Raw genomic sequence first — 25498 nt, 5'->3', positions numbered from 1 at the left:
CCCGTGTGCTCCCCAGTGCAGGGTCCAGTACAGGTGGGCACCCACCTCGCGGAGCACTTTGCCGTTCCGTGACCCAACGACCCCACTCTTGATGCGTCCCTGTGGCGCCACACAGCCCCGCAGGACACACCACTCGGACACGCCCGGGAAGATTCAGTTCCTCCTGGGTGTTGACTGCCAGCACCTCAAAGGGTCTCGGGCGATCGCGGCCCGGCCGGGTCTGTCGCGTTATCCGCAAGTGCGCGTATCTCCACGGCGACGGTGTGCCACATCGCTGCGGGGATCTCGTGCCCGACACCCGGCAGCGTGACCAGGCGCGTGCCGGGGATACGGGCGGCGATCACGGTGGCCGCGCGCGGTCGGATTAGAGGGTCGCCCTGGCCGTGCAGCACCAGGGTGGGAGCCGTGATCGTGCTGATCGCCGAGCCGTGCCACTGAGCCCCGATCTGACGGCTCTGCGCCGGGGTGTCGCGGGCACCAGCGTCGGCGAGGCGTTCGGCCCTCGCTCGCTCCTCATTCTCGTCGAAGGGGTAACCGGGCGAGGCGCAGAACCGGCTGACAGCGAAGGCGGCCTGGACGGCGCCCTCCCTGGTGTCGGGGTAACGCATCCGACTGAGGCGGGCGAGGGACCGGAGGTTGATGTAGCGCAGGGTACGCAGCCCCGCCGTGTCTCCGGGCACCGCCGACATGGAGGTCAGAGTGCGGACACGGCCCGGATGCCGAACCGCGACGCGCTGGGCCACGGCCCCACCGAGGGACATTCCGAACAGGTGCGCCGAGCCCCACCCGAGTTCGTCCAGCACAGCGACGGCGTCGTCGGCCATGTCCTCGGCCGTGTAGGCCGTGGCCCGTCTGCTCAACAGGGCGGTGACCGGCAAGCGGGTCCTCGTCGGCGGTAGGTGCGTGGACTCGCCGGCGTCGCGCTGGTCGTAGCGGGCCACCGCGAAACGCTGATCTGCCAGGGCCTGGCACAGGCCGTCCGGCCACCACTGTCGGCTGACGCCCAGGCCCATGATGAGCAGGAGCGGCTCCCCGCTGTCCGCCCCGGTGAACGTGTCGAAGGCCAGCCGAACGTCACCGTTGCGCGCCCACCTGGTCGGGGTCCACTGTCGTCGGTCCACTCTCCCACTCCTTCCAATACTGCGATCAGCGTTCTCAGTATTAGGATAGGCGACACGTCCCAACATGGAACAGGGGGGTCGGTGGCCGAGGAACCGAGGACCGTGTGGAATCGCCCAGAACGGGGGGCACGGGGCCCCGCACCGTTGCGCGACCGGGCGCAGATCACTGCCGCCGCGATTGAACTGGCGGACGGGGGCGGGCTCGCCGCGGTATCCATGCGGCAAGTGGCCGAACGACTGGGCACCGGTCCGGCCTCGCTGTACCGCTACGTCTCCACCAGAGGGGACCTGCTCGATCTGATGGCCGATGCCGCTGCTGGGGAGATGGAGCTCGGCGACCCGCTGAGCGGGGATCCGGTCGAGGACCTCGCCGGGCTCGCAAGCCGAGCGAAGCAGGTGTACCTGTCCCATCCGTGGCTGCTCGACCTGCCTACGGAACCCGTCCTCGGACCTCGTGGCATGGATTACCTGGAGTGCGCGCTGCGTGCGCTGGCCCCGACTTCGCTGTCCTACACCGCCCAGTTGGAAACCATCGGGTTGGTGAACGGTCTGGTGGCCCTGTTCGCCCGAACCGAACTCAGCCGCCGGAACCCGGCCACCGATCCCCCACACGCGCACGCGTCCCACCTGGCCGCCGCCGCAACCGAGGAGCGGCACCCGCTCATCACCGCCGCGTTGGCGTACAGCCCCGAAGCCAAGGCGCCCCAGGACGCACACGTGCTGTTCGAACGGATGGTGCGCCGGGTGCTCACCGGCCTCGTCGACACCCCCTGACCCGGCCACGGCCGCAGTCGGCTCGCCAGGTGCCTGTCCCCGGCGGCACGTCTCCTCGAGAGTACGTCCTGGACCAGGGGACCTTTGATCCGGTGGGTGACTGGACCCGGGCATGAGGAAAACCCAGGCCAGTCGGGGTGAACCCGTGCACTGGCCTGGGGTCGGTGGTGCCGTGTGGCTCCTGGTGTGCTCGCCGGTTCGGCTACCCAGCCCTCACCGGAGCCGGGCCACGCAGCAGCGCGGCGGTGGCCTCGGCCGCCGCTTTCGCCACGTCCGGGAACACCGACTGATAGGTGTCCTGCGTGAAATGCGTGGTCGCATGCCCCAGCTCACTGGAGACGATCTTCACGTCCGTTCCTGCGGCCAGCGCGAGCGAGGCGGCTCCGTGGCGGAGTCCATGCAACGTGATCGGCGGCAACCCGGCGGCCCTGGCAATGCGCAGGAACCAGTCACTGACCTGCCCCGGATGCCATCCTGCGCCATTCTCCTTGGTGAAGGCCAAGCCACTGTCCACCCAACCCGTACCGGCCTTGAGCCGGGCCTCGTTCTGGAACCGCCTCCAGGCCCGCAGCACCTTGATGGTGTCCGTATCCAGGGTGATCGTGCGCTGGCCCGCTGCGCTCTTCGGGGTGGAGGTGATCGTCTCCCAGGCCAACTGCACGACCTGGATGCGGATGTCGATCTGCCCGTCCGTCAGCCGGGTGTTGGACCAGGGCAGTCCGACCGCTTCTCCTCGCCGTAGGCCCTTGACCGCGATCAGGTGAAACATCGGGTACAGCCACGGATACTTCTTAGCGTGCACCAGGAAGGCGCGGGTCTGTTCCGGGGTCCACACCATGACCTCCCCCGGCACCGTGCCGTCCTTGGTCCAGTGGCGTACCCGGTCCGGTGTCCATACCAGCGGACGCTTTCTGGGGCAGGAGGGCAGCCGTACGTGTGAGGCGATGTTCACCGACACCGGTAGGTCCGGACGCCTGACGGCTTCGGACAACGCGCTCCGAAGAGTCGCGCGGATGCGGTGTTTGGTGGACAGCGAGATCACTCGCCGACCGCGCACGGAGGCCCGCACTTGGGGGTTGTCGGACTCGCGGCATTCCAGGATGTGGTTGTTGGTTTCCTCGATGGCCGCGAACATGGTCTCGACGTGGCGGGCCTGGAGCTTGTCCACCCGCAGCCGGCCCAGGTGTGGGGCGAGGTAGGTGCGGATGTGCCCGGCGTAGGAGGCCCTGGTCCCCGCGGCCAGATCGGGCTTGCCCGCCAACCACTCCCCCAACCACACCTCGACCGTGGGTGGTTCGGCGCGCACGTCCACCGCCATCGCCACCCGCTTGCGCACCTCCTCCAGATCGGGGAGTGGGCGGCGCTGCTTCAACGCCGCCTGGACCAAGTCAGCGATCTGTATCTCGACCGTGGGATCCTTCTCCGCCAAGCCGATCAACGCCTTGACGCGCGCCAACCCTTTCCGTGCCTGCTCCTGGGAGGCCAGGCCGACCCTGCGGGCTTGGCGGCGCCCACCCTCACCGGTCGGGGGAAGCTCGTACTGAAACGCCCACGCCCCATGGGCCGGGTTCCAGCCCCCGGTCCGGCGCTTGAGCTGCGGACACCTTGCCCCCAACGCCCTACCGGTGCTCTCGTCGCGGCATCCACACCGTTTGAACGTGGACCCCTCACGCGCGGCCATGCACGGCCTCACCTTCGTCTCGCTCCCCACGCACACCACACCCACCACACCTGCCGGTCATCAGCACTCCGAGGGGGTCTAGGACTCCGGTGATGGACACCACCGGCAGCGAACCAATCTCGGCCACCGCGACCGGAGTACTCACACCCACACGACCCACCTCGCTACCACCTCTGAACTGGACGAATACGGCGTACGGCCCCGCATGTGGCGGGGCACCACGCATCCACGCTCGACCTCGTAAAGGTGGTCAAGCGGATTCGACACAACCGCCGTCCGATGGGCGCACACCCCCGCCCGACCGTCCGATACGCCCGGCTTCGCCCTGTTCCTGCCATGGCCCTGACCAGGGCCGTTCCAGGGGCCAGCGACGCGGGCCCTACCGCGCCCACCACGCGGCCCGTCCGCCCCTACCAGCCCGCCTTAGGCCCCTTGGGACATCACGGCACGGTGGGGCCGACGTCGGGGCGCTGACAGCCCCACGCCCCCGGGGCCACACCATGAGCCTGGAACCCGCCCCGGATCGCCCCGTCCTAGAGCAGTGCTTCTCCTCGCCACCACGCCACAGCCCTCCCCCGACGTCGTCTTGGGCCTCTTCGCCCCGATGAACCCCTATGAAGACGCACCCAACGAAGATGCGACACCCAACCTCAGGGCCTCACACGGCTCAGCATCCGCCACCTCTCACCGCTGACAGACGAGGTCACGCGAAGCGCGGACCGGGACAACAAAAAACACGTGGCAGGAATCAACAGGGAACGCTGTGATGCAGCGCCTGGAGCTGGGCGATCTTGGGATCTGCACAGGAACAAGGGATCAGCTTTATCTCTCACTATGAAGCCGAAAGACTTTCACTGAGAAAAAGGCGAAGAAAGAAGGGACGCCACACGAGCAGAGCACCCGTGAAGGCGGGCGGGGCGGGCGCACTCACGCCTGAGCGAGGGCGCCCGCCCGCCTACGTGACGAGAACTATCCACTTGGGTACAAGTCTGGACGGCCGTTGGCCCACCCACAGGGGCTTTGACCTGCACAGCAGCACGATTAAGGGTGGGCCAGCTAAGAGTGGCCCACCCGCTGGCCCAGTCGGTGGCCCATGCACTGGCCCGGGGTTCACTTCGGGTTCAGTGGAGGTTCACACCCCACCTTCCCACTTCCAAGGAAGCCGCAGGGAAAGCGCGCATGCGCTTCTCACAGGCACAGGAAATCGCGCTTTGCCACTCGATAGGCGAGAGCGCTCCGACCACCTCGATCGCACCAGAGCGACTCTTCATGGGAAGGGATCGCGATTGCCATCCGGGAGGAGAAGATCCTTTTTCCATGGCTTCTCGGCCAGGGGAAGCCTGCGCGTGGCAGGTGACAGAACTCGCGTGCCCCTGGTCTGGTGAGAGGAAGAGAGGGCAGACCAGGCCGTCAGGAAGGAGGCGCAGCGGAAGAGGGGGCAGGCGCAGGTGAGCTGAGGCCACGGTAGACGTAGGCGGGCGGGTCCGCCCCCGCTTGTCGGGGCGGGCCCGCCCGCCTACGTGAAGAGGACTACCCACTGGGTATAAGTCTGGCTTTCCAACGGCCCACCCACAGGGCCTTTGACCTGCACTGATAACGCGCACGAGGTGGGCCGATCAAAGCGGCCCACCCACGGGCGGAGGCACAGGCGGAGTCACAGGCCCCCGGAAAGGCCCCGTCACCGGCGGAGTCACAGGCCCCTCAACGGCCCACGCCCTGACACGACGTACGGGCGAGGCCACCTGCCCGGCTCTGGTGTCGAGGTCACAGGCGCAGGTGTTGACGACTACCCGAGAGGTTCTTCTGGTCTCCGCCACGTGAGGCCGGGGCGGCGCCAATCCGTGATCACGGTCAGCACCACCCCGGCGTGGGTTCTTCCTTCTCAGGTGGAGATCGCCTGCCAGCGCCGCACCAGGTGGACCAGCTCAGCGAACTCACCCTCGCCACCGCCCCCAGGAGCAAAAGGCGGTGATGCCGCCGGGCCTCGAACACCCGCCGTTTCCTCACCTCGGTTCGCCTGCACGCCTCCCCTGCTGTGGGCACGGACGACGCGGTCCTCGTGCCGAGCGAGGTAGGGACGCACCCCGCGCACCCCCTCGTCGTCCTCACACCACCCACGCGGCCCCGTATACGGAGTCCGCTGCGGCGGCACCCGCACCGGAGCCTCCCTCGGCTGCTCCTCTCCGGGCCGGGACCGAGGAACATCCGTACGTTCCTTGGCCGCAGCCAGTACCGAGGCTGGTTCGCGGTCCTTTCGCGCACTCCGCGAGCGCAGCGGTGGGCGGACCTCGGTCGCCGGTCGCGTACTCGTGCCGGTGGGGCCGCAGAACAACGCGGCGAGCACCACCCCGAGAACCCAGCGCACCTGTTCGCCCCAACCCTGACGGCGCCTGCGGTGCCGCCCGCTATGCTTCTCCACGGTTTCCTCCTGGTGTACTCAGGTGGGAATCACGCCCCGGGCCGGTGTTCACAGCACCAGCTCGGGGCTCCCTTTTCTCTTGTCAGCGACCCCGCGAACGAGGCCGGTTCTTCCTGTGTGCTCGCGGATGAGTGTCAATAGCCCCGGGGCTGTACGCTCCCGAAACCGCGCTTCTCACCCACTCTGCACAATTAGTCACAAAGCACCCCAAAGCCCAGCGAATAGGTGCCCTTTTCGCTGAGGGTGGTCGATGTTCCCTTGGGTGGGCGAGCACCTTCAACCCCAGCCACGAAATACGCCCCGCCCCTGTTCGCTGGCCATTCGTCACTGCTGGCTACGCGTGCGTCCGGACCGGTCGAAGGCCGCGCGAACGGTCAATCCACCGCTGCAGCTCACGGAGAAGTCCCAGTACAGGGCCATCGCGTCGACCAGGGCCAAGCCGTAGCCGCTCTCGGCCAACATTGGCCCCGCGCCCTCCGGTGAGGAAGGAGGAGCCGATCGGGGCACGGTTGCCGCCGCACTGGGGCGAGGCCCGTCGTCGGTCACGCGCAGGATGAAGAGGAGACGGCGCCGCTCGATCTCGATCCGCACCTGCCCGCCCGGCAGACCGGAGGCGGTGTGCCGTAGAGCATTCGTGTGCAGCTCGACCAAGGACACGACCAAGGGATGCGCGGCGGACGGTGTGGTCCGGGTGGCCTGAGCCGCCCATCGGCGGGCTTGGGAGAGGTGAGTGGTGTCGGAACCGCACAGCAGTCCCGAGGTGTTCGGGTCATCGAAGCTGATGCGCCGAGGCAACAACACCGTTTCGTCCCGAGATGAGCGGGGGGAAGGAAGACGTCGCATCAGCCCTCCGCCGGAAAGCAGTAACCCGAAGGAAGCGAGCTATGCGTTGAGATACTCATGTACTCACTGTCTGGAGAAACACCTGACATCGCTATGACGGAGCAGGCATGGTGGTTATGACAGGCCGGTCATGGTTCCAAGATCCGGTGTCACCGTAGGATTCGGTGCCACTCCACTCCCCCTCCGGCGAAGCGATTCGGAAGGTATGCCGTGTTCTGCGGAAACTGCGGTCGTGCACGAAAGCCCGGTGACTGCTCGTGCGTTCCAAGCCGGTTCTGGAGCATCCCCGAGGTGCGGCGAGCGGTCGCTGACCGGGACCCCAACGCGCTGATCCGGCTGCTGCTGCGGCACACCGACCTGGCGCAGGACGCCATCGCCCGCATGTGCGACCTGTCCCAGGCCATGGTCTCCCGAGTCCTGAAAGGCAGCCGCGAGATCCGCAAGCCCGAGTCCAGAATCCGTGCGTTCGACGGGATCACGCACGGACACGACATCCCGACGCCCGAGATGGCGCGGGTGCCCGCCGAGCTCGCTCTGAGGTTGAACGACTCGGGTGAGGAGGCCGCCTCGGTCCTGCGACGGCTGGCCCAGGCGGACGTCGAGCACACACCGGGTATGGAGGAGGGAACCGGGACCTCAGCGACCAGCCCGGCCGTGCTCTCCTGGCTCGTACGGAACACGGCCTCCTCCGAGGAGACCCCTCTGGTCGAGGAGGGCCCGGTGGCCGCGGTTCGCGCCGCGACCGCGGCGTTCGGCGCCCTGGACAACCGGTTCGGTGGCGAGAATGCCAGGACCACAGCGGTGCACTACCTCAACGACACGGTCGTCCCTCTCCTACGGCGGTCGCACGCGGAAGCGGTACGGCGGTCGTTGTTCACGGTGGCGGCCGAGTTCGTCCTCTCCATCGCCTGGATGTCCTACGACGCCCAGCGCAACGGCGCCGCCCGCCGCTACTTCGTCCAGGCCCTGGACTTGGCCGCACACGCCGAGGACCGGCTGCTGGGGGCGAGCGTGTTGTCCGCGATGAGCCACCAGGCCAACTACCTGGGGGCGCACGCCGAGGCCCGCGACTTGGCGCGTGCCGCCCTCACCGGAGCTGGAACTCGCGCGACGGCGACGATGCGCTCCCAGTTCCTGATGATGGAGGCCCGTGCCCACGCCGCCCGCAAGGACAGGGGTGACTGCTTCCGGGCTATGGGCGAGGCCGAGCGGGCGTTCGGAAGCCGCGAACCCGCCACGGACCCGGAGTGGATCAGGTACTTCGACCACTCGGAGTACTCCGACGAGGTCGCGCACTGTCACCGGGACCTCGGACACGCACACGTCGCCCGCCGCCTGGCCGAGCAGAGCCTCGCCGCCTCCACCGGTGAGGAGTACGCGCGCAGCCGGGTGTTCACCCGCCTGGTGTTGGCCGCGGCCGTCCTCGGCCAGGGTGAGGTGGAGGAGGCCAGCCACATCGGCGAACAGGTAATTCCTCTGGTCCGGGCAACCTCGTCGGCGCGGTGCGCCGGGTACCTGGACGACTTCGCGAGGCGGGTACTACCCCACCGGGACCAGCCCGGGGCGGCGCGGTTCCTGCGGCAGGCGCGCGCCATGGTGGCCGCCGGTCAGTAGGGGTGCCAGGACCGGGGGCGCTCGGGATCGCCCAGGTCGGTGACGCGCCGGTCGATCTCGGCGTCGATCTCCGGGCTCTCGCCGCCCTTCTGTGCGAGCCAGGTGGTCATGCGCAGCTCGCGGATCGCCTTGTGGAGCGGGTAGCCCTCCCATGCGGTGACGTCGAATCCGTAGGCGTCGCAGAAGTCGGCGTACTCGGCGTCGGTGTGCCAGCCCAGGTCCCGGTACAGGGCGGTCAGGACCAGGTCCCATTCGGGCGGACCCCAGCAGATGCCGTCCAGGTCGAAGAGCACGACCCCGTGGTCGGTGGCCAGCACGTTCCCGATGTTGGCGTCGCCGTGGATGACACGCCGTCCCAGGACGGAGCGCACCGTGGGAAGGCGCTGGGCCAGGTCGTGGTGGACCTGGTGCAGTTGGTCGCGCTGGGGACCGGTGAGCCGGGGCACGGTGTCGATGCGCTCGCGGATCCGGTCGAGGGGGTCGAGGTCGGGCAGGTCCAGGTCTGGCGGCGGAGTGAGCCGGTGCAGGGAGCGCAGGAGCACGGCCAGTTCCCGGGGGACGGTCCACTCCCCGTCCACGGCCTCCCAGAGGGTGACGACGGTGTCCTCGGCCGGAACGGGCTGCTCTCCGGGGAGGGGGCGGCTCACCGGTAGGCCCTGGTCGGCAAGCCAGCGTGCGGCGCGCACCTCGCGGGCTGCCTCCGGGGACCGGTCGGCGGAGCGCTCGACGCGGGCGATCACCCTGCCGCTGTCGAGGCGGAACACGGCCCGCTCCCCCGCCCGGATCAGCTCGGGTTCCTGGGATGGGGTGAGGCCCATGGAGTCGGCGGCGGTGTGGACGGCGCGGGTCGCGCGCCGCACGAAGTCCTCGGTGTGAACCACGCGCCCCAGCCTACGCCGGGGCGCCGGTTCCTCCTTCGTGGGCGGGGATTGGGTGTCAGCCCGCGGCAAGGAGGCTGCTCATGCGGTGGACCCGGTCGGTCTGGGGGAAGGTGAGCCAGTCCCATTCGCCTTCCTCGGCGCCCATCCAGGAGGCCAGGCAGCGGCGGAAGAACTGCGAGGGCGCTCCGGTGGCGGTGCCGATCCAGTCCTGTCCGGGTGTGCCCAGGGCGAGGTAGGAGCGTTGTCGGTCCTCCACCAGGTGGCGGGCGGCAGCGATCCAGTCCGGGCAGGGGCGCATGGTGACGGGTGCGGGGATCTGGTCGAGGAAGGCTTGGGGGGCGCGGTCGGTGGCCACGACGTGGATGTGGGTGTGGTCGTAGCAGGCGCCGCCCTTGTCGCGGAAGTCGAGGCTGCCGTGTTCGAAGACGAGGCTGTCCAGGCCGCTGCGCCTGCGGACGAGGTCGGTGACCTGCGGGATGAGGGCGCGCAGGTCGGCGCGTTCGGTGTCGTCGAGCCAGCCCACGGACAGGGTGTGGCGCTTGGAGACGATGAGCAGGTACCAGTCGGTCAGGGCGCCGATGCAGGGCATGACGGCGAAGTGGTCGCTCTCGTGGATCACGTAGTCGGAGCGGGCGTGTGCCAGGCCCAGGTCGTAGAAGAGGTTGGAGTCGTCGCCGCCTTCGACTTCGCAGCAGAAGGTGCAGATCTCGCTCAGCGTGTCGTCCACGGTTCTCCTTTTCGCAGGCAGGGGCGGGTTCAGAACAGGGTCGGGGCGCTGCTGGGCGCGTCCTCGGGGGTGGCGGGGACGAGTCGGCGGCCGATGAGCGCGGTGAGGTCGGCGCAGTAGCGGGCGGCGTCGGAGTCGGGTTCGGTGGTGAACAGGGCGACGGGTCCGCTGGCTCCGGTAACGCGCAGGTGGTGGGTGCCCTCGGTGAGGGCGGCGGGGTAGGCCAGGACCGGGACGGCGTCGAAGACGGTGGTGGCGCACGCGGGGCGGACCCACGGTTCCGGGTCGGGGAACACCTCGGTGCCCGGCTGGTCCGCGGTGATCGTGGCCAGGTAGGCGGTGGCCTCGGCGGCGATTTCGGTGAGCCGCATCGTGAGCGCGGCGGTGTCCACCCGGTCCTGGAGGCCGAGGACCTTGCGGCGGGTCGGTACCTGCTGGGGCAGGCCGAGGCGCTGGGAGACGGCGGCCTCCAGGGTTCGGACGGCGATGCCGTCGCAGGTGCGTGCGATGTAGACGGCGGCGACGGGGCCCTGTTCGGCCAGACGGCTGCGTCGGCGGGATGCGGCGGCGGTGCCGACCTTGGTCATCCCCTTGGCGAAGACGTCGAGGTAGAGCCAGTGCGGCTGCTGGAGGTAGTCGCGGATGTTGTCCGGCAGGGCGTGCGGGTTGTGGTGGGCCTGGTGGGCGGTGACGAAGCCTTCCTTGTACTGGCAGCGTCGGCACTGCCGTCCCCTGGTGACGGTCTCGTCGGTGCGGCACCGCACGTGCCTGCCCTCGGGGACGGTGAGGTCGAACCAGCCGACGCAGTAACGCTCGTCGCCGTCCACGCGGAAGGTGTGTTCTCCCAGGAGGGGGAGGAGGTGGCTGCCGTCAGGGGCGGCGGTGTCAGTGGTGCGCAGGCGCGGTGTGTCCGGTGTGCTCCAGTCCAGGCCGAGGACGGTGACGGGTGCGGTGATGGTCATGCCAGGCTCCGGTGCAGGATGGTCTCGATGTCGTGCAGGCAGCGGCGGCGCCCGGTGGCCACGGGTGCGGCGCGCTCGCGGTAGAGGCCGTGTTCGTAGGTGCCGCACAGGTTGTCGGTGACGATGTGCAGGTAGCCGAAGGAGACGCCTGCGGTGGTGGCGGCGCGGGCCATGTGGCCGATCTCGGGGTCCACGACGTCGAAGTCCGCCCTGTGGGCATCGAACCAGGTGCGGGTTTCGTCCAGCACGCTGGGGATGGTGGCGTGCCGTACTCCGGAGCGGAGGGTGGCGGGCGCCTGGGTGAGGTCCAGGGCGCTGTTCCAGGTGACGCGGCGGCCCTCGATGCGGGTGGTGGTGCCGGTGACGACGAGGGTGTTGGGGGCCATGTCCGGCTGGAGCCCGCCGAGTTTGCCGACGTAGACCACTCCCCCGGTGTGCCCGCGTGCGGCCAGGGCGGTGACCAGGTCTCCGGCGAGGTCGCCCCAGAAGCTGAACTCGCAGCCCAGGAGGAGGACGGTGGTGTTGCCGACGCGGGCGGTGCACCAGCCGAACCCGGGCCGGTGGGTCCAGTCGGTGCTGTGGTCGCGGAGGAGGGGTTCGACGTAGCCGAGGATCACCCGGTCGCTCGCGGGCAGGCGTGCGGGGAGCCAGTGGTCCATGAACTCCAGGCCCTGCCCCGGTGCCGGGGGTTCCGTGGTGACGTCGGCGGGGAGCCCGGTGAGTGCGCAGGCCGCGCGGATGAGCTGGGTGTAGTGGTGGGCGTAGTCGCGGCCCGGCGGCACCACGCAGTGCAGGACCCGGTCGGCGACGGTGAAGTAGGGACGGCGCCAGTTGAACCGTTTCCCCTCTCGTTTGTCCCCGCCGAGGAGGAAGGACAGGGAGCGGTTGGGGTAGACCCAGGCCCGGCCGTTGGTGGCGGCGAGCAGGTCGATCGGGACCTTGGGAAGCACGTAGTCAGCCAGCCGCTCCCCCATCGTGTGACCGGTGGGAACGGCCGCGGGCGCGGTGAGGTTCATGGCGCGGCCTTCTTACGGAGGATGGACAGAAGGTGCTCGGCACCGGATCCGCTGTCCACGGTGTGGACGGGAGCCGGGTGGGCGGCGAGGAGCGAGCCCAGGGCGAGGTCGGTGCGGGTCTGGTAGTCGGTGAAGCTCCGCGCGGACGTGGTCGCCTCACCGGTGACGAAGGCTCCGTGTTCGGAGGGCTTGGAGTTTCCGTCGCGGCGGGTCGCGGCCAGGTCCGCTGGTGTGGACAGCTTGCCGATGTGGTCCGGCTGGGGAAGGGCCGAGAACACCCGCGCGGCCAGGTCCTCCAGTCGTTCGTCGCCGGAGAGCGCCATCCGGGCCTGGTACTTGAAGTACCAGCCGTCGACCACGACGGAACGGCCGGAGGAGAACGCAGGTGCCACGTGGACGTGGTGGAACAGCTCGTACCAGGCGGCGAGGGTGTGCAGCCAGTAACGGGTCGGGTAGTGCCACACGGGTTCGGCGTGGTCGTAGCCCCAGGTGAGGCGGTGCATCGCTGACAGGCGTTCGTCCGCCCAGGGGTTGCCTGACATGGGGAAGGCGTCCTTGCGGAGAACGACCGCTTCGCGGGTGCTGTCGGCGAGGCAGGACAGGAGGTGGCTTTTACCCGCTCCGTCGATGCCTTCGAGCACCCAGAACTCACCCATGAGCGCTCATCACGGTGATTCCGGCCTCGCGGAGGTTGATGGCCAGGTGGGAGAGCAGCCCGGAACGCAGGTATACCTCGCTGGTACCCGCCTTCCGCAGGCGGTCAAGAAAGCGGGTGAGCTGGGCGTACTGCTCACGGGCGAGGGACACGTCGAGCAGCAGCGGACCGCTGGGGATCGGTTCGTTCGTGGAGGCCAGGACCGCGACCGCGGGGCGGGGTGAGTTGTGGGTCCCCGTCCAGGTCTCGCGGTGGGGCACTGTGCTGCGGAGGTTCTGCGGGGAGAGTCCGAAGCGGGTGGAGTAGTGCAGCTTGAGCCCGAAGGAGTGGCCGAGGTCCTGGAGCAGAGCAGTCAGGTCGCGGCGATGGCCGCGGATCCACTCCACGACCGTGGCGATCTGCCAGTCGTCCACCTGGGCGGGGCTCTCGTAGTGGCCACGGGTGAGGTCGTGGAACCTCGCCGTCTGAGCGGTTCCGGTGTCGAGAGCCGTGAGGTCGACTCGATCACCTTGGACACCGACCACGATTGGGGTGAGCTGGTTGTCCAGCTCCCAGATACCGGGGATGATCTCGGCTGCCTCCAGACCGTCGTAGACGGCCAGCTCGACGGAGAACAGCACCTGGTCGTAGGGCTGGACCAACGCCGACAACGACGGCGGCAGTTCGTTGATCCACGCCGCCGCGGTTTCGGCGTCCGCGCCGACCAGGCGCGGCAGGTTCCGCTCCTCGGTCTCGGATCCGGTCCGGACGACAAGGGCCTCGTCGGTGCCCACGCCGCTACGGACCATTCGGGCCGTCACCCTCCCCGGACGGCGGTAGACCTGGACGGGCATGCGCAGCAGTCCGTGGTTGCCCAGGGCTGTCATGGTGTCGAGCTTGCTCATCGCGCTCATGCGGCGCGCTCCAGGAGGCTCCTGGTGATCGGACGGACCTGGAGCACGACGACCGCAGCGCCGGTCCACGCCCACTCCACGTCGACTCCGAAGCCGAAGTGCTCGTGCAGGAAGCGGCAGGTCTGGAGCAGACGACGGGTCAGCAGCATCCCCGCGATGGATGACTCCTGGGTCGTAATGTGGAAGCGGTTCCCCTCCACCCGAGCGTGTGCTTGAGGCGAACGCCCTGCGGTGATGCCGTCGGTGTGCCGCGTGGCCTCCACTGTCAGGTGGTCGTCCTCGTAGAAGGCCACGCCGTAGAGGGGCGCCTCGACCTGCTCCTGGACCATGACGCAGGCCCCGCTGCCACCGCCGAGGTTCTCGGTGCTGAGGAGGTCCTGATCGATGGCGCGCAACAGCGCCGAAGCTTCGGGAGGACAGTTCAGCAGGGAGACGGTACGGCCCGCCTGCGCGCTTTCCGCCAGGTCCTCGTGAGCGCTGGTCCGGAGCACCACGCGGCAGGACCTGTACAGGCGGAGCCAGGTCCTGGTCGCGTTCACGGCCTCGGCGGTCGCTCGCGACAGGTCCTCGGCTCGAAGACACAAGGCAGGCGGCACCGGTATCCCGAGTTCGGCGACCTCGCTCAACCGTGCGGCCTTGAACCCCCAGTGGCCAGCGTCCAGCCGTTGAGTCAGCAGGTCAGCCACCATCGGCGCACCCGCCCGAGCCGAGCCGCGTCAGAGCGCGAATTCCTTCTTCGAATCCATCCATGCGCCCACTGTGGCCAGGCCACACGCAGGAGGCCATGACCGGCCAGTCATAGCTTCCATGACGAGCCGGTCATGAGTCGCCACACTTACCGCTCAGCCGAGCGACGGACGGTGAACCCGGCACATGAGAAGCCTTTCTGAAGCGCATACGGCACACGTCTACTCCTCGTCACAGCGCTCCAGAATCAGATGTGCGGAGCCTTTTTCGAGACCGTTGTACTCCTCAAGGTGCAGATGGGTTCCGTCTGAAGTTCCATCTTCGGCAAGCGTCAGCAGATGACCGGCGAGGGTGCGCAGTCCTGCGGCATTCGCCTCAATGACGATCTCACTGCCGAGATTGCGAACCTCGATACGGGCGTCCTCCTCCCATACGAAGCTTCTCGTAACCCCATCGGCCACCACGTTGACATGAGTGCTCGCTGGCGAAGCACCGGAAGAACCATCAGACATGGCTCCATCATGGACCGCTGACCGGGAAGGCTACGCCCCGTCAGACCGGCCATCACAGCCAACTCAGCCATGCCAGCCGCCGGTGCCGCGACGCTGACAGGTGTGTCACTCACTCGACGACCACGGACATCTCCGCAGCATGGAATACGACCAACTTTGATGTCAGGTATTCCTGAACTCCTACGGATAGTCTGTTCGCAGAGACCGATCCTGAGCTGGCCCGGTACAACGCCATGTGGCACGCGGTGCACAACGCGGCTTCCACCCCGGCTCAGTCACGCGAGTTCCTCCAGGGTGTCCTGGCGGCGTTAGAGAGCGAACACTGATGCAGAATCTGTCATGGCGCAAGTCCTCCTACAGCGGAGGTGGAGGCCAGAACTGCGTCGAGGTGGCGGAGCTGCCGACCGGTTCCGCCGTCCGCGACTCCCAGCACCCCGACGACGCGCAGCTGGCCTTCCCCTCTCCCGAGTGGAGCACCTTCCTCCGTCAGGTGAAGGTTCAAGGCCGCTGATCCTCCTGCACCGCATCGGCCCCCGGAACACCCACCGGGGGCCGACGTGTGTCCAGCTCGCTGCCCGAGCGTTCCAGGACAGGTGACGGGAGGCGATCCCGGCACGCGCCAGCACCTCCACCACAACCGACACGAAACAGGTGGGGCCGCCCTCCTGATGGTCACATTGGGCGGGGCTACGCGGCTAAGACGACTGCACAGCCCCGCTGGTCAGGTTAGCTGTCGCCGAGCTCTTCGAGGGCCGCAGCGTGCGCGGCCTCGCTCACGTACCGGACTCGGTACTCGCCGTCGTCTGGGTCCTGGTCGATGCCGGCGTGCTCGGCTTTGACCTCCTGGCTCGGGTCCAGGCCGGAGCGCCGGTCCAGTTCGGTGAGAACCTCAGCGAGCTGGACGTACAGGTCGGCGGTAGCCGCGTTCTGCAGGGTCTGAGGGTCGTGGCCTTCCCCGGTGTCCACGAACCCGTTGATCTGGCCAGCCAGGAGGCGGGCCTCGTCCAATGTCAGGTGGACGGTGCGGTGGGGAGTGTCGCCGCCCTCGGGGTCTACGGACAGCACCACGCGCGGGAACATATGCAGGTGGTGTTGTTCCAGGTAGGTCTCCACCTCGGCGGGCACGAGTTCGTACCGGTTACTCCCGTCCGCTTGCGGGATGGTGGCACGGCGATTTTCCTCGGTGGACAGGGTCATCCGCTCGGCGGTGCCGGAGGAGTGTCGGGCGTCCACGATGGAGTCGTTGGACCCGTGGAAGGCGTGGCACCACTCGGGGCACGGCCGGTCCTGCCAATACGGGCGGTTCGCGGTGCTGGTGTTGGTATTGGTCATCAGGAAGCCGCTTTCTTAGCGTTGTAAATCCTGTAGTGGTCGTGCGGTACGGGTCGAGTAGTGGGCCCGGGAGGTTGAGGCGAGTAGGTCTCCAGCGCACTCAAGCCGCGGGAGCGAGGGTCAGAGCCGCCGGGTCCTGTCGACCCGTGCTTCGTTAATAGCGAAGGTGACCGTGGTGGACGGGGCACATCGCGTCATCGGGACCTCACTGAGACCATGCCCAGCGAACAGAGCCTCGGCGGCGTCAGGACTACTCAGACAGACGATCCCAGCACACTTCGATGCGTCCATCACATCAGGCACGAGACACGAGGCCGCTGAGCTCAGGGTCGGTCAACTCGTAACCCAGTGGTTAATCCTCCCGCACTGCGCTGGCTGCTCTATCCTCGTGATTGTGAGTGAACACTTGGAGCCTCGCGCGACTGTGGAGATCGCGACCGGGGAGCGTGAGACGGCCCTCCAAGGGCTGCAGTCGTTTGAGGAACTGGTCCTCGACATCCTCGCGAAGTCGGGGCTTCCCACGGACGGAATTCTGGTCGGGCTCGAAGAGCGGCATGCTCTGATGGAGAGCAGCGGCTTCGCGCTCACCAAGCTGCCCGTCGACAAGCGGGGGCAGGCCAGCTATATCTCCAAGATGATCATCGCGGGGTCTGTCGGCCTTTTCGACGCAGCGCTGAACTACCTCTGGGACGAGACCGTCCTCGAGCTCCGCAAACGTGTCGTGAACTTCGACCTCCAGTACTTCTATGAAGTCGCAGAGAAGTCCGACAACAAGCGCAAGGACCTCAAGGACGAGGACGACCTGCCCAAACTCGACGATCAGAAGCTTCTCAATGGCTGTCGAGAGATCGGGCTGATCAGCGACATCGGCTTCCAGGAGCTCGACCTCATCCGCTACATGCGGAACTGGGCGAGCGCGGCCCATCCCAACCAGGTCCAGCTGGATGGTCTCCAACTGGCACACTGGCTGGGCGCCTGCATCAAGCATGCGATCACGCTGCCCTACGACCAGATCACTGCACAGGTGAAGAAGCTCCTCACGAAGGTCAAGGAAAAGCGGCTCACTGACGGCGCAATCAACGAGATCAGCTCTTTCTTCGTGAACCTCCCGCCGGTTCAAGCCGACCCACTTGCCTCCGGATTTTTCGGTCGCTACACCGACCCCACCACCGGACCGGAGACCCTGGACAACATCCGCCGCCTCTGGCCTGACCTCTGGAGACAGGTTTCCGACGAGACGCGGTACAACTTCGGATTCCGGCTTGGCCGGTTCCGAGCCAACGGCGACCAGGAACAGGCAGGCCTTGCCCGTCAGCTCATCGATCTAGTCAACGGCGCGACCTATCTCCCATCCGAGGAGCGGGCTTGGGAAATCGACGCCGCCTTGAACGAGCTAATCGACGCGCACAACAATTGGAACAACTTCTACACCGAGCCGCCAATCGCACGCCGACTCCAGGAACTCGTCGGTCAGCACGGCGACGTCCCGGAGGGGTTGAGCCGGAAGTACGTCCTCGGAGTTATCGAGGTCTTTTTGACTAACGGCAACGGTGTCGCTGCCAGCGCCGATCCAATCTATCAAGACCTGATCACCAGGTTCAATCCGAACCAGGCATCACTTTCTCTGAGGGCCTTCACAGACACCGTGATCGCCAGCAAACTACAGTGGCAACTTCCGCAAGAGAAGTGGGCTGACCTTCTCGGACTGATCAGAGGCAAGTTGACCGTCCGCAGGGATCGCGAACTGTTCGATGCCGTTCAATCCTTCCCGGGCCAGCCGCATCTCCTGTCGAAAGACCCCAATATTAAGATCCAGGTCCAGCGTTTCGAAAACTGACAGGCAGGAAACAGCAGCTCGATTGTCTTGTGTCACCACGGCCGCGCCATACGCTATCAACCACGGCCCAGAGGTGGACAACGCGTGGGAGTGCCTCGTCGGTGTCCGAAACCCCGCGCGAAGTCGCCAAATTCTCGCGGCAGTTGAACACCCTTCCTTGCCGTCCACTCCAAGGCGAGGCGGAACTTACCGCTGGCGCTCTATCAATTCAGCGAAGAACTTGTGAAGCATCGCTGGAGCGCTGCGGAGGCCGAGCTCGTGCCCGCCGAACCTGTACACCTCGTACCCCTTGAGCCGTAGCGCCCGGTCTTCGGCGACCATCTTCGAGTACAGCCGCGGGGACGCCTCTTTGCCCTCGGCATAATGGTGCTGGCCGTCCACTTCCACCACGATGCGGACTCCTTGGGGAAGCAGCAGCAGGAAGTCCATGCGCTCGCGGCCGAGGACGCTGTCTTTGCCTCCGCGCGTCTTGCGGGTCGTCGGGTCCATGTGCAGGTACACCTGCGGCAGCAGCGCCGGATGGCCGACTCCTGTCTCGTTGATCGGGTACAGCTTGCAGTAGGCGCGGAACACCCTCTGCTCGGGTGAGAGCCACTCGGGCCGCTCGGGATCGCTGTGCAGGGACGCCCACAGCCGTTTGTAGAGGGCGCGTCCGACCTCGCTGTCCGTCATGGTCTCGGGGAAGGACTCTCGGGTCCGCCACCAGGTGATCATCTCGCCCCAGGTCAGGCCGGAAGCGCCGAGCGGCTGGCTGTACACGAGGCAGAACTGCTCGTTCTTCACTATCTGAACATCGTTGTTGATGGCGTCACTGAGCACGAACTCTGGTTTCGGACCGTCCGCAGCGAAGATCAGATTCTTTAAAGCGCCGGGCACTCCAGCACCGATCGTGCGAGCGGCGAAGATCGGTGCGCCGCTGATGGTGTTCGCTTCGATGAGCTCGTAACCGTCGTGTGCCAGCGTCTCGTTGAAGAAGGCATGCAGGCGCTCGACCTCGGCAGGATCGGTACGCACCACCGGGTGCAACATCTCGACCAGGAACCGCAGGAGGGCTTCGTCGTTGCCGACCAGGCCGAACCGCTCGTCGTGCCAGATCCAGTCATCTTCCCAGTCAGCTGGGTTGTTGATGCAGTGCTGCCAGATGTCCTGGGCGGCCGTCGCGTACCGGGAGTCGTGGCTGGGCAGGTTGTCGAGGTCGTACAGGCGGCTCAGGAACTCCTCCGCGTCAAGCGTCCCGCCCCACCACACGCCTGCGAGGCCGTCGCGAAGTCGGCGGCGAGTGACATCGGTGATACGGCTCGTTTGGTCTCGGCCCTGGCGGAGGTGGGGGTGGTACTCGTCCAACTGGCTCAGGACCGGCCCGAAGACACTGTTGATGTAGCGTCGGCGTGCGTCGTAACTGCCGCTCATCCCCTGGTCTGTCCAGTAGCGCTTGAAGCTTTTGAAGTCCCGGAAGGGCAGGTCGAAGGCTACGCCGAGACGCTTCAGCACCGCGCGCAGGGACCTGAGGAGAACTGCGGCCTCCTGGTCATCGAGGGTCTCGCTTCCGCCCGTGCCGAAAGCTTCAAGATCATTCAACGCAATTCTGGCCAGCTCGTACGCCGCGTCCAGGTCGCTCACGTCGTCCAATGCGGCGTTGCGGAGGCGCTCGACGCGCGCCACGTCTAGGTAGGTCCTCGTGAGGACGAATGGTTCCGTTCCAACCCGTTGAACAACCAGAAAGCGATACTTCGTCACACTTCGATTGTCCATCCAGAAAGCGATGGTGAGTACCGGTTAGTGCCGCGTCAGGCAGCGTTCGCTCTGTCGACGATGGCACGTAGGTACCGGTCCTCGACTTGTCGGTTGCGCCAGATGATGTAGCAGCAGAGTGGCGCCGGGCTTTTGACCCGGTCTTGGTCCTCACAGCGCTCCAGGACTCGCAACCTGGACTGTAAGGGGGATGAGTCCGACGTGCCCGCCACCCTGGTAGTGGCACGGGCGACCGGCCTGGTCAAGGGGTTCGATGTCGAGGTCAAGGCCACCGAGAACGGCCGTGCCGAGGGCTGGATCCCACGCCTGGGATAAGGCAGCGTTCTCGGACGACCCGGCGCACGCGCCACAATAGACGACCGACTCCTCGAGAACCTCGTGAGGTGCCATCGGACGCCATCAAGGGTCGGTGTGTGCTCCGTTCGTGCTCCGCAGTTCCGGACTGGCACGACACCGGGCGGCACCTCTTGACACGAAACGATGGCGGTGATCGGACGGATAGGGACGAAACGGCACCCGGTGGCACGTAGGGACACGAAAGCGCCGGACTTCTAATCCGATGGTCGCAGGTTCGAATCCTGCCGGGTGCGCCACAAAACCCCAGGCCAGACAGGGTGCGCGAGTCGAACAGGCGAGGCGCCGGGCCTGGTTCGGGGCCTGAAATGCTCCCCGTGTGCTCCGCAGTGCAGGGTCCAGTACAGGTGGAGGGCCACCTCGCGGAGCACTTTGCCGTCCCGTGACCCTGGCGGCCCACCCCGGGACGGCCCGGCGTGCGCCCCGCGGGGCGCCACCAAACGCCCGTAGCCGCGCCATCCGCCCTGTTCCCGCCCAGGAACCGGCACGCACTGACGAGGCCGCCTGCGGCCACAAACAGCCGCATCCCGGTTACGACGCGAACCCAGCGCTCACTGTCAACGGCAGGGCTGTTTCACCTAGAAAGCCGTTTGCCTTTCCGGAGCGTCGACAGGTTGGCCTTGATCGACACGATCCGCAACCTGGCCTCCCGAGAGTGGAAGGCGTGCCACTGCGATGCGAGCTTCCTGCTCTTGAGACGTTGCCCGATCTCCTCCCCGGCGGGCGGGGAGTACAGCTCGAAAGCGCTCCAGCCCCCGTGCTGATCTACGAACCGCTGTACCAGCTCCTGGAACCCGAGACTCTCATGGTCGACATGGCAGTCTCCGGGGTGTGTGATCTCGGTGCCCTCGATCGGGCATACACGAGGTCCGGGCTTGGCGAACTCGGCTGCGTGGAACTCCTCGATCTGCTCTCGGACCTCATGACGCATCGCTGCCGCAACCCGCCGGGAGGCGGTTTGGCCCTCGATCAGCTTCGTGTAACCGAAGTCGTCCTCCGTACCGTCGCTCCGGACGATGAAGAAAGAATGGTTGCGCCGATGTTGAGGATTGACCCGGACCTCGAACCGTTCGATTCCCAGGCCGATCTTCTGCAGCGGATTCTGGTGCGTCTGCACGAGGTCCAATAGGAGCTGCTCATCCCGGGGGTCGGTGACTGCGGCACCGATGTCGTAGCTGCGCAAGATGCACTGGAACTCCTTGGTCGCCGCGCCCTTGGAAGGGAACCATCGATCTCCGACAGAGATAGGTTGGGATGTCATAGGCTCATCATGCCAGCCGGGCTCTGGTAGATAAAACCAGCAGAGGAAGTTCCTCGACAAGGAAGGGAAAATCCACACCCCGCCTCGTCAGCCCAGAAAAGCACTCTGTCAGGTTCGAATCATGCGCTGCGCTGCCCGAGACGGTCCCGCACAACCAGGCGTTGCGCGGGACCGTCGTGAGGCGGCCGTGACCTGAGGCGGACCCCGGTTCCAGACCCCGGAGCGATCCTCCCTACCCCGGGGTCATGCCGTACCCGCAGTACGGTGTAGGTACGGCACCATCCGACGACAGAAATAACGGAACGAGAACCCGCGCCAGGGATTACCGATCGGCCATCTTACAGCTCACCGGGCATTCGGTAGCCCCGAGGCCCGCTACAACGAAGGTCAGCCCCCGTCGACAGCGGCCCTCCCGCTCAGTCGGAGTTCTTTTTAAGAAAATGCATTATTATGAAATAAATTCCGATCACCCCAAAGGCGAAGAAAAAGAGACCCATCACATCAGGCTCCCTGGGGCCAATAAGTCTTTCACCCAAAAGGGCGAACATGACAGCTGTCCCCATCAAAAGAGAGATCAGAGTGAGACGGTCAGATGTTTTCTTTTTCACCAGACGAACCTAACAGCTGGTTGCCATTCCATCGATTCCTCCAACGACCCCGTAGACCCCGAGGGCAACACCCGCCATGGCCCCAGGTGTCGCCGCCCCAGCCGAAAAAAGAATTGACTGCACACTCAGAACCAAACCCGCATATCCAGCTACGAAGTAACTGGCCGATCGGACACACTGCCACGAGGGCATGGTATTCAACCCGGTGGGGTCGGTGTTGTTGACAGGGTCACAGGCTGCGTAGGCGTAGTTGTTCAACTCCTGCCGGGACGGGTCCGGCTGGGTGAAGCCCAGGGTGAACGTGCTGTGGAAGCGGTGGTTCAGGTGCACCATGCCGTCCTGGAACTGGTAGGCGCCGGTAAACCCGAACGGGCTCAACGCCGCCGCCTCGGTCCCCTCCAGGCTCTCAGAGGTGCGCTCGCCGTAGGGGCTGTAGTCGTAGACCACGTCCGGGGACTCGGCCTCCGACCCCTCAGAGGTGAGAGCCAGGACAGTGTTCTGGTGGTCGAGGGTGTAGTGGAACCGCTCATCACCGTCCCAGGCCACCATGGACACCAGACGCCCCTCGGGGTCGCGCACGAAGCTGGTGCGCTCGCCCTCGGAGGCGATGTTGGTGACCCCCAGGGCGGTGTTGGACAACTGCCGCTCCACCCGGGTGCCCTCGTGCACGTCGGTGACGCCGCGCATCTGGGTCTGGTCGGTGGTGTCATAGCTCAGCCACGAGGCCAGCTCGCCCTCACCGTCGTGGGAGCGCAGCGTCTGGTTGGTCACCGAGTACTCGTAGACGTACTCACCCCGCGAGGTCATGTTCCCGGCCTCGTCGTGACCCACCTCGGCCCCGCGTGCGCTGGTGGGCTGGTCGGCGTCGTTGTAGGCGAACTCCTCGCCCCCGGCGGTGAGCAGGTTGCCGACGTCGTCGTAGGTGTAGTCGGTGGTGCCGTCGCTGGTGAGCCGGTCCAGGCCGTCGTAGGTGAAGGTCTCCGTGTCCCCTTGGATGGTGCGCGACTGCAACTGGTCGCTGTCGGCGCCGCCATTGTCGTAGGAATAGGAGGCCTCCACCAGGGCCTGGTCGGCGGCGCCGGTGGTGGTGATGGACGTCAGGCGCCCGGAGTCGTCGTAGGTGCGCTCCTCCACGGCCCCGTCGGGGTGTTCGATGCTGGTACGGCGGTTGTTGGCGTCGTTGGTGAAGGTGGTCTCGGCGCCGGTGTGGTCGGTCAGCGAGGTGAGGCGGAACGCGGCGTCGTAGCCGTAGGTCGTGGTCTTACCGTGTTCGACCATCTCGGTGACGTTGCCCGCGGCATCATAGGCGTAGGTGGTCGTCTCGCTCCCGGCCGAGTCGGTGCGCACGGTTTCGAGCAGGTCACCGCGGCCGTTGTAGGCGTGCTCCACGCTCGCCTGGTCGGTGTGCGTCGCTGTCTGGCGGCCGTTGCCGTCGTAGTCGATGGCCTGGAGCAGGTCGCCGCCCTGGGAGATGGACACGATCCGGTCGAGGCGGTCGTAGCCGTACTCCAGCCTCACACCGTTGCCGTCGGTGACCGAGGTGACCCGTGACAGGGCGTCGTAGCCGTACTCGGTGGTGCCCATCGGCCCCGGTTCGTCCATCGCCGTCATGTTCCCGGCGCGGTCGTAGGAGTAGTCGGTGGTGTTGCCGTTGGCGTCGATGACCTCGTCGACCAAACCGTTGGAGTGGTAGGCGATGTCGGCCACCTCGATGTCCATCTCCTCCTGGACCGCCGAGGTAAGGTTGCCCGCGTCGTTGTAGGACATCTCCAACGTGTCCCCGTCCGGGGTGGTGACGCTGGTGGGCTTGGCCGGGTTGGCGGTGTCGGCGAACCCGACCGAGGTGGCTGCCCCTGTGGGCAGTTCGATGCCGATGAGGTTGTTGAACTCATCGTGGGTGTAGGTCACCGAGGCTTGCAGGGCGTCGGTGGTGGTGGCCACGTCGGAGTTGGCTGTCCAGGTCTGGGAGCGGGTGTTGCCGACCTGGTCGGTGGCCGAGGTCTGGCGCCCCCGGTTGTCGAACTCCAGGGTGGACTCGCCGCCTTCGGGGTCGGTGACCGTGGTCTGTCCGTCGCCGTAGGAGTAGGTGGTGGTGGCCCCGTCCTCGCTGCCGTCGGGTACCGTCAGGCTGGCCACGTCACCGTTGTCGTTGTAGGCGATCGTCCACACCGCGCCGGTGGCGTCGGTGATCGAGGTCAGCAGGCCGTCGTCGTAGCCGAACTCGATGTCCTGGCCCGCGCGGTCGGTCAGCGTGACCATGTCGCCGTCACCGTTCCAGGTGAACTCGGCTGCGGCCTGACCGACCGGGTCGGTGATGCCCGCGAGTTCGTCGCCGTCCCAGTCGAAGGTGGTCACCCGGTCCTGGGTGTCCACGACCGAGGCCAGGTTCCCTTCGGTGTCGTAGCGCATCCTGTGGGTGTTGCCGCTGCGGTCGGCTTGGGAGTACAACCACCCCTCGGAGGTGAAGTGCCAGACCTGGTCGGCGTACTCGCCCCGGTGCCAGCGCAGGTCGAAGGAGCCGTCGGAGTTCTCCTCCAGTTCGGCGTTGAGCCCGGAGGGCTGGTCGTACTCGCCTCCCTCGCCGTCGCCGAAGTTGACGCAGTACCCGGAGGGGCCGTGGAAGATGACGCCGGTGGCGTTGTCCACGTCCAGGCCGACGTTGTGCCCGTGCGAGAGCAGCCAGGGGTTACCGTGCCACAGGTCCCAGGCGTTGGAGTCGTAGAAGCTGGAGACCGACAGGTCCAGCCCGGTTCCGGCCATGGTGAGGTTGCGGTGGCGCAGGACGGCGTTGCCCGCGCTGAGGTTGACCGTCAGTTCCATGCGGTCGCTGATCTGGTGGCGTTCCAGGGGGTAGTGCTCGCGCAGACCTCGGCCAGGTTCGCTCGTGCAGCCCAGAACCCGGGCCTCGGGACCGTCGGTGCGGGCCTCGGGGGCGGCTTCGTCCTCGGCTCCGGGCGGGGCCCAGGGCTCGTTGGGCGGCTCGCCGCCCACGGGTTCGGTGTTGGCCTCGCCCGGCTCCCAGGTGTCGGGGACCGGAACGGTGCGATCGGCGGGTGAGTGAGGGTCGGTCTCGGCCAGGGCCAGGGGCGCGGACAGCAGCCCCAGTACGAGGGTGGAGGCGGCCGTCGCGGCCGTCAGGGACCAGGGGATGTGCCTTCTCACGAGGGGGATCGCTCCCAGGGTAGGGATGTGCACGGGGAACACCCGGACATGACGACCCTGGTCTGAGGGTCCGTCTCCGGGCGGCTCAGGCACCCGGTACGTTACGGAACGCCACCCCGCGAGCACCATGAGCCCAGAGTGAAGAGCGTGACCCTGGGTGAGAGGGACCTTCGGGAAGTTTGGTAGCGGGAGAAACGGAGAATGACCGCGTTCGCGCACGTGAGCGCGAACGTCTGGGCAAACACGGTGCCGCCCGCGCCGGATGATGCCTCCGCGCCCCGCTGGAATAGGTGACCGAAACCGGCCCTGATGACAACAGTTGCTACGCGACAACAGGACGCGAAAGGCACGATGCTCACCGGAGTGGACACTTCCCTGAAGCCACCTCCAGAGGACCTTTGATCCGA

At 66.8% G+C, this 25498-nt stretch carries 19 protein-coding genes and 1 tRNA gene; 5 read left to right on the top strand and 15 right to left on the bottom strand.

Annotated features, from left to right (window positions below; all coding sequences use genetic code 11):
- Positions 1-185: 185 nt before the first annotated feature.
- Positions 186-1121, bottom strand: a complete 936-nt coding sequence (locus FYW99_RS29410) for an alpha/beta fold hydrolase (protein WP_150255430.1) — start codon at positions 1119-1121, stop codon at positions 186-188.
- 81 nt (positions 1122-1202) lie between these two features.
- Between FYW99_RS29410 and FYW99_RS29405 the strand changes: the two genes are divergently transcribed.
- Positions 1203-1895, top strand: a complete 693-nt coding sequence (locus FYW99_RS29405) for a TetR/AcrR family transcriptional regulator (RefSeq protein WP_150255428.1) — start codon at positions 1203-1205, stop codon at positions 1893-1895.
- Positions 1896-2097: 202 nt separating this feature from the next.
- Here FYW99_RS29405 and FYW99_RS29400 read toward each other — a convergent pair whose 3' ends face one another.
- Together FYW99_RS29400 and FYW99_RS29390 are read right to left on the bottom strand one after the other, a co-directional pair.
- Positions 2098-3576, bottom strand: a complete 1479-nt coding sequence (locus FYW99_RS29400) for a tyrosine-type recombinase/integrase (protein ID WP_150255425.1) — start codon at positions 3574-3576, stop codon at positions 2098-2100.
- A gap of 2743 nt (positions 3577-6319) precedes the next feature.
- Positions 6320-6838 (bottom strand): ATP-binding protein, encoded by a 519-nt coding sequence (locus tag FYW99_RS29390; protein WP_150255421.1) that lies wholly within the window; start codon positions 6836-6838, stop codon positions 6320-6322.
- 291 nt (positions 6839-7129) lie between these two features.
- On the opposite strand from FYW99_RS29390, the gene FYW99_RS29385 reads away from it, so the two are divergent.
- Positions 7130-8452 (top strand): hypothetical protein, encoded by a 1323-nt coding sequence (locus tag FYW99_RS29385; RefSeq protein ID WP_150255418.1) that lies wholly within the window; start codon positions 7130-7132, stop codon positions 8450-8452.
- Here FYW99_RS29385 and FYW99_RS29380 read toward each other — a convergent pair.
- The 8 genes from FYW99_RS29380 to FYW99_RS29345 all read right to left on the bottom strand — a co-directional run bounded on the left by FYW99_RS29380 (position 8446) and on the right by FYW99_RS29345 (position 14785).
- Positions 8446-9333, bottom strand: coding sequence for a phosphotransferase enzyme family protein (locus FYW99_RS29380; protein ID WP_150255416.1), 888 nt, complete (start codon positions 9331-9333; stop codon positions 8446-8448). The two genes, FYW99_RS29385 and FYW99_RS29380, sit on opposite strands and share 7 nt — an antisense overlap.
- 55 nt (positions 9334-9388) lie before the next feature.
- Positions 9389-10060, bottom strand: coding sequence for an HIT domain protein (locus FYW99_RS29375; RefSeq protein ID WP_150255415.1), 672 nt, complete (start codon positions 10058-10060; stop codon positions 9389-9391).
- A 29-nt stretch (positions 10061-10089) separates the two neighbouring features.
- Positions 10090-11022: a DUF2797 domain-containing protein gene (locus tag FYW99_RS29370; RefSeq protein WP_150255413.1), complete on the bottom strand. Its 933-nt coding sequence runs from the start codon at positions 11020-11022 to the stop codon at positions 10090-10092.
- A complete protein-coding gene (locus tag FYW99_RS29365; RefSeq protein WP_150255411.1) occupies positions 11019-12038 on the bottom strand; it encodes a nucleoside phosphorylase-I family protein in 1020 nt (339 codons plus the stop codon). Before FYW99_RS29365 ends, FYW99_RS29370 begins: the two co-directional genes overlap by 4 nt.
- Positions 12035-12694 (bottom strand): thymidylate kinase, encoded by a 660-nt coding sequence (locus FYW99_RS29360; protein ID WP_150255409.1) that lies wholly within the window; start codon positions 12692-12694, stop codon positions 12035-12037. The genes FYW99_RS29365 and FYW99_RS29360 overlap by 4 nt, the downstream gene beginning before the upstream one ends.
- Complete coding sequence (locus tag FYW99_RS29355; RefSeq protein WP_150255407.1) at positions 12687-13586, bottom strand: hypothetical protein; 900 nt, start codon at positions 13584-13586, stop codon at positions 12687-12689. The genes FYW99_RS29360 and FYW99_RS29355 overlap by 8 nt, the downstream gene beginning before the upstream one ends.
- Positions 13583-14275, bottom strand: a complete 693-nt coding sequence (locus FYW99_RS29350; RefSeq protein ID WP_150255405.1) for a pyruvate phosphate dikinase — start codon at positions 14273-14275, stop codon at positions 13583-13585. Before FYW99_RS29350 ends, FYW99_RS29355 begins: the two co-directional genes overlap by 4 nt.
- Before the next feature lie 219 nt (positions 14276-14494).
- Positions 14495-14785, bottom strand: coding sequence for an Imm32 family immunity protein (locus FYW99_RS29345; protein ID WP_223839772.1), 291 nt, complete (start codon positions 14783-14785; stop codon positions 14495-14497).
- A gap of 325 nt (positions 14786-15110) precedes the next feature.
- Between FYW99_RS29345 and FYW99_RS29340 the strand changes: the two genes are divergently transcribed.
- Positions 15111-15296: a DUF397 domain-containing protein gene (locus FYW99_RS29340; RefSeq protein WP_150255402.1), complete on the top strand. Its 186-nt coding sequence runs from the start codon at positions 15111-15113 to the stop codon at positions 15294-15296.
- 215 nt (positions 15297-15511) lie between these two features.
- Here the strand turns inward: FYW99_RS29340 and FYW99_RS29335 are convergent, their stop codons facing one another.
- Positions 15512-16117: a DUF6907 domain-containing protein gene (locus FYW99_RS29335; protein WP_150255400.1), complete on the bottom strand. Its 606-nt coding sequence runs from the start codon at positions 16115-16117 to the stop codon at positions 15512-15514.
- A gap of 394 nt (positions 16118-16511) precedes the next feature.
- Here FYW99_RS29335 and FYW99_RS29330 point away from each other — a divergent pair, with 394 nt between their 5' ends.
- A complete protein-coding gene (locus tag FYW99_RS29330; RefSeq protein ID WP_150255397.1) occupies positions 16512-17954 on the top strand; it encodes a hypothetical protein in 1443 nt (480 codons plus the stop codon).
- A 186-nt stretch (positions 17955-18140) separates the two neighbouring features.
- On the opposite strand, the gene FYW99_RS29325 is transcribed toward FYW99_RS29330, so the two are convergent.
- Positions 18141-19691 (bottom strand): AbiJ-related protein, encoded by a 1551-nt coding sequence (locus tag FYW99_RS29325; RefSeq protein WP_223839770.1) that lies wholly within the window; start codon positions 19689-19691, stop codon positions 18141-18143.
- Between the two features lie 527 nt (positions 19692-20218).
- Here FYW99_RS29325 and FYW99_RS29320 point away from each other — a divergent pair.
- A tRNA-Arg gene (locus tag FYW99_RS29320) sits at positions 20219-20299 on the top strand.
- Between the two features lie 335 nt (positions 20300-20634).
- On the opposite strand, the gene FYW99_RS29315 is transcribed toward FYW99_RS29320, so the two are convergent.
- Both FYW99_RS29315 and FYW99_RS29310 read right to left on the bottom strand, forming a co-directional pair.
- A complete protein-coding gene (locus FYW99_RS29315) occupies positions 20635-21243 on the bottom strand; it encodes a DCL family protein (protein ID WP_190394858.1) in 609 nt (202 codons plus the stop codon).
- A 695-nt stretch (positions 21244-21938) separates the two neighbouring features.
- The gene (locus FYW99_RS29310) at positions 21939-25091 is read right to left on the bottom strand and encodes an RHS repeat-associated core domain-containing protein (protein WP_150255390.1); all 3153 of its coding nucleotides are present in this window, start codon (positions 25089-25091) and stop codon (positions 21939-21941) included.
- Positions 25092-25498 lie beyond the last annotated feature (407 nt).

The organism is Nocardiopsis deserti, assembly GCF_008638355.1.
GTDB lineage: Bacteria > Actinomycetota > Actinomycetes > Streptosporangiales > Streptosporangiaceae > Nocardiopsis > Nocardiopsis alborubida.
Note: the sequence above shows the minus strand (reverse complement) of the source record. Positions and strands in the feature narration are given on the sequence as shown.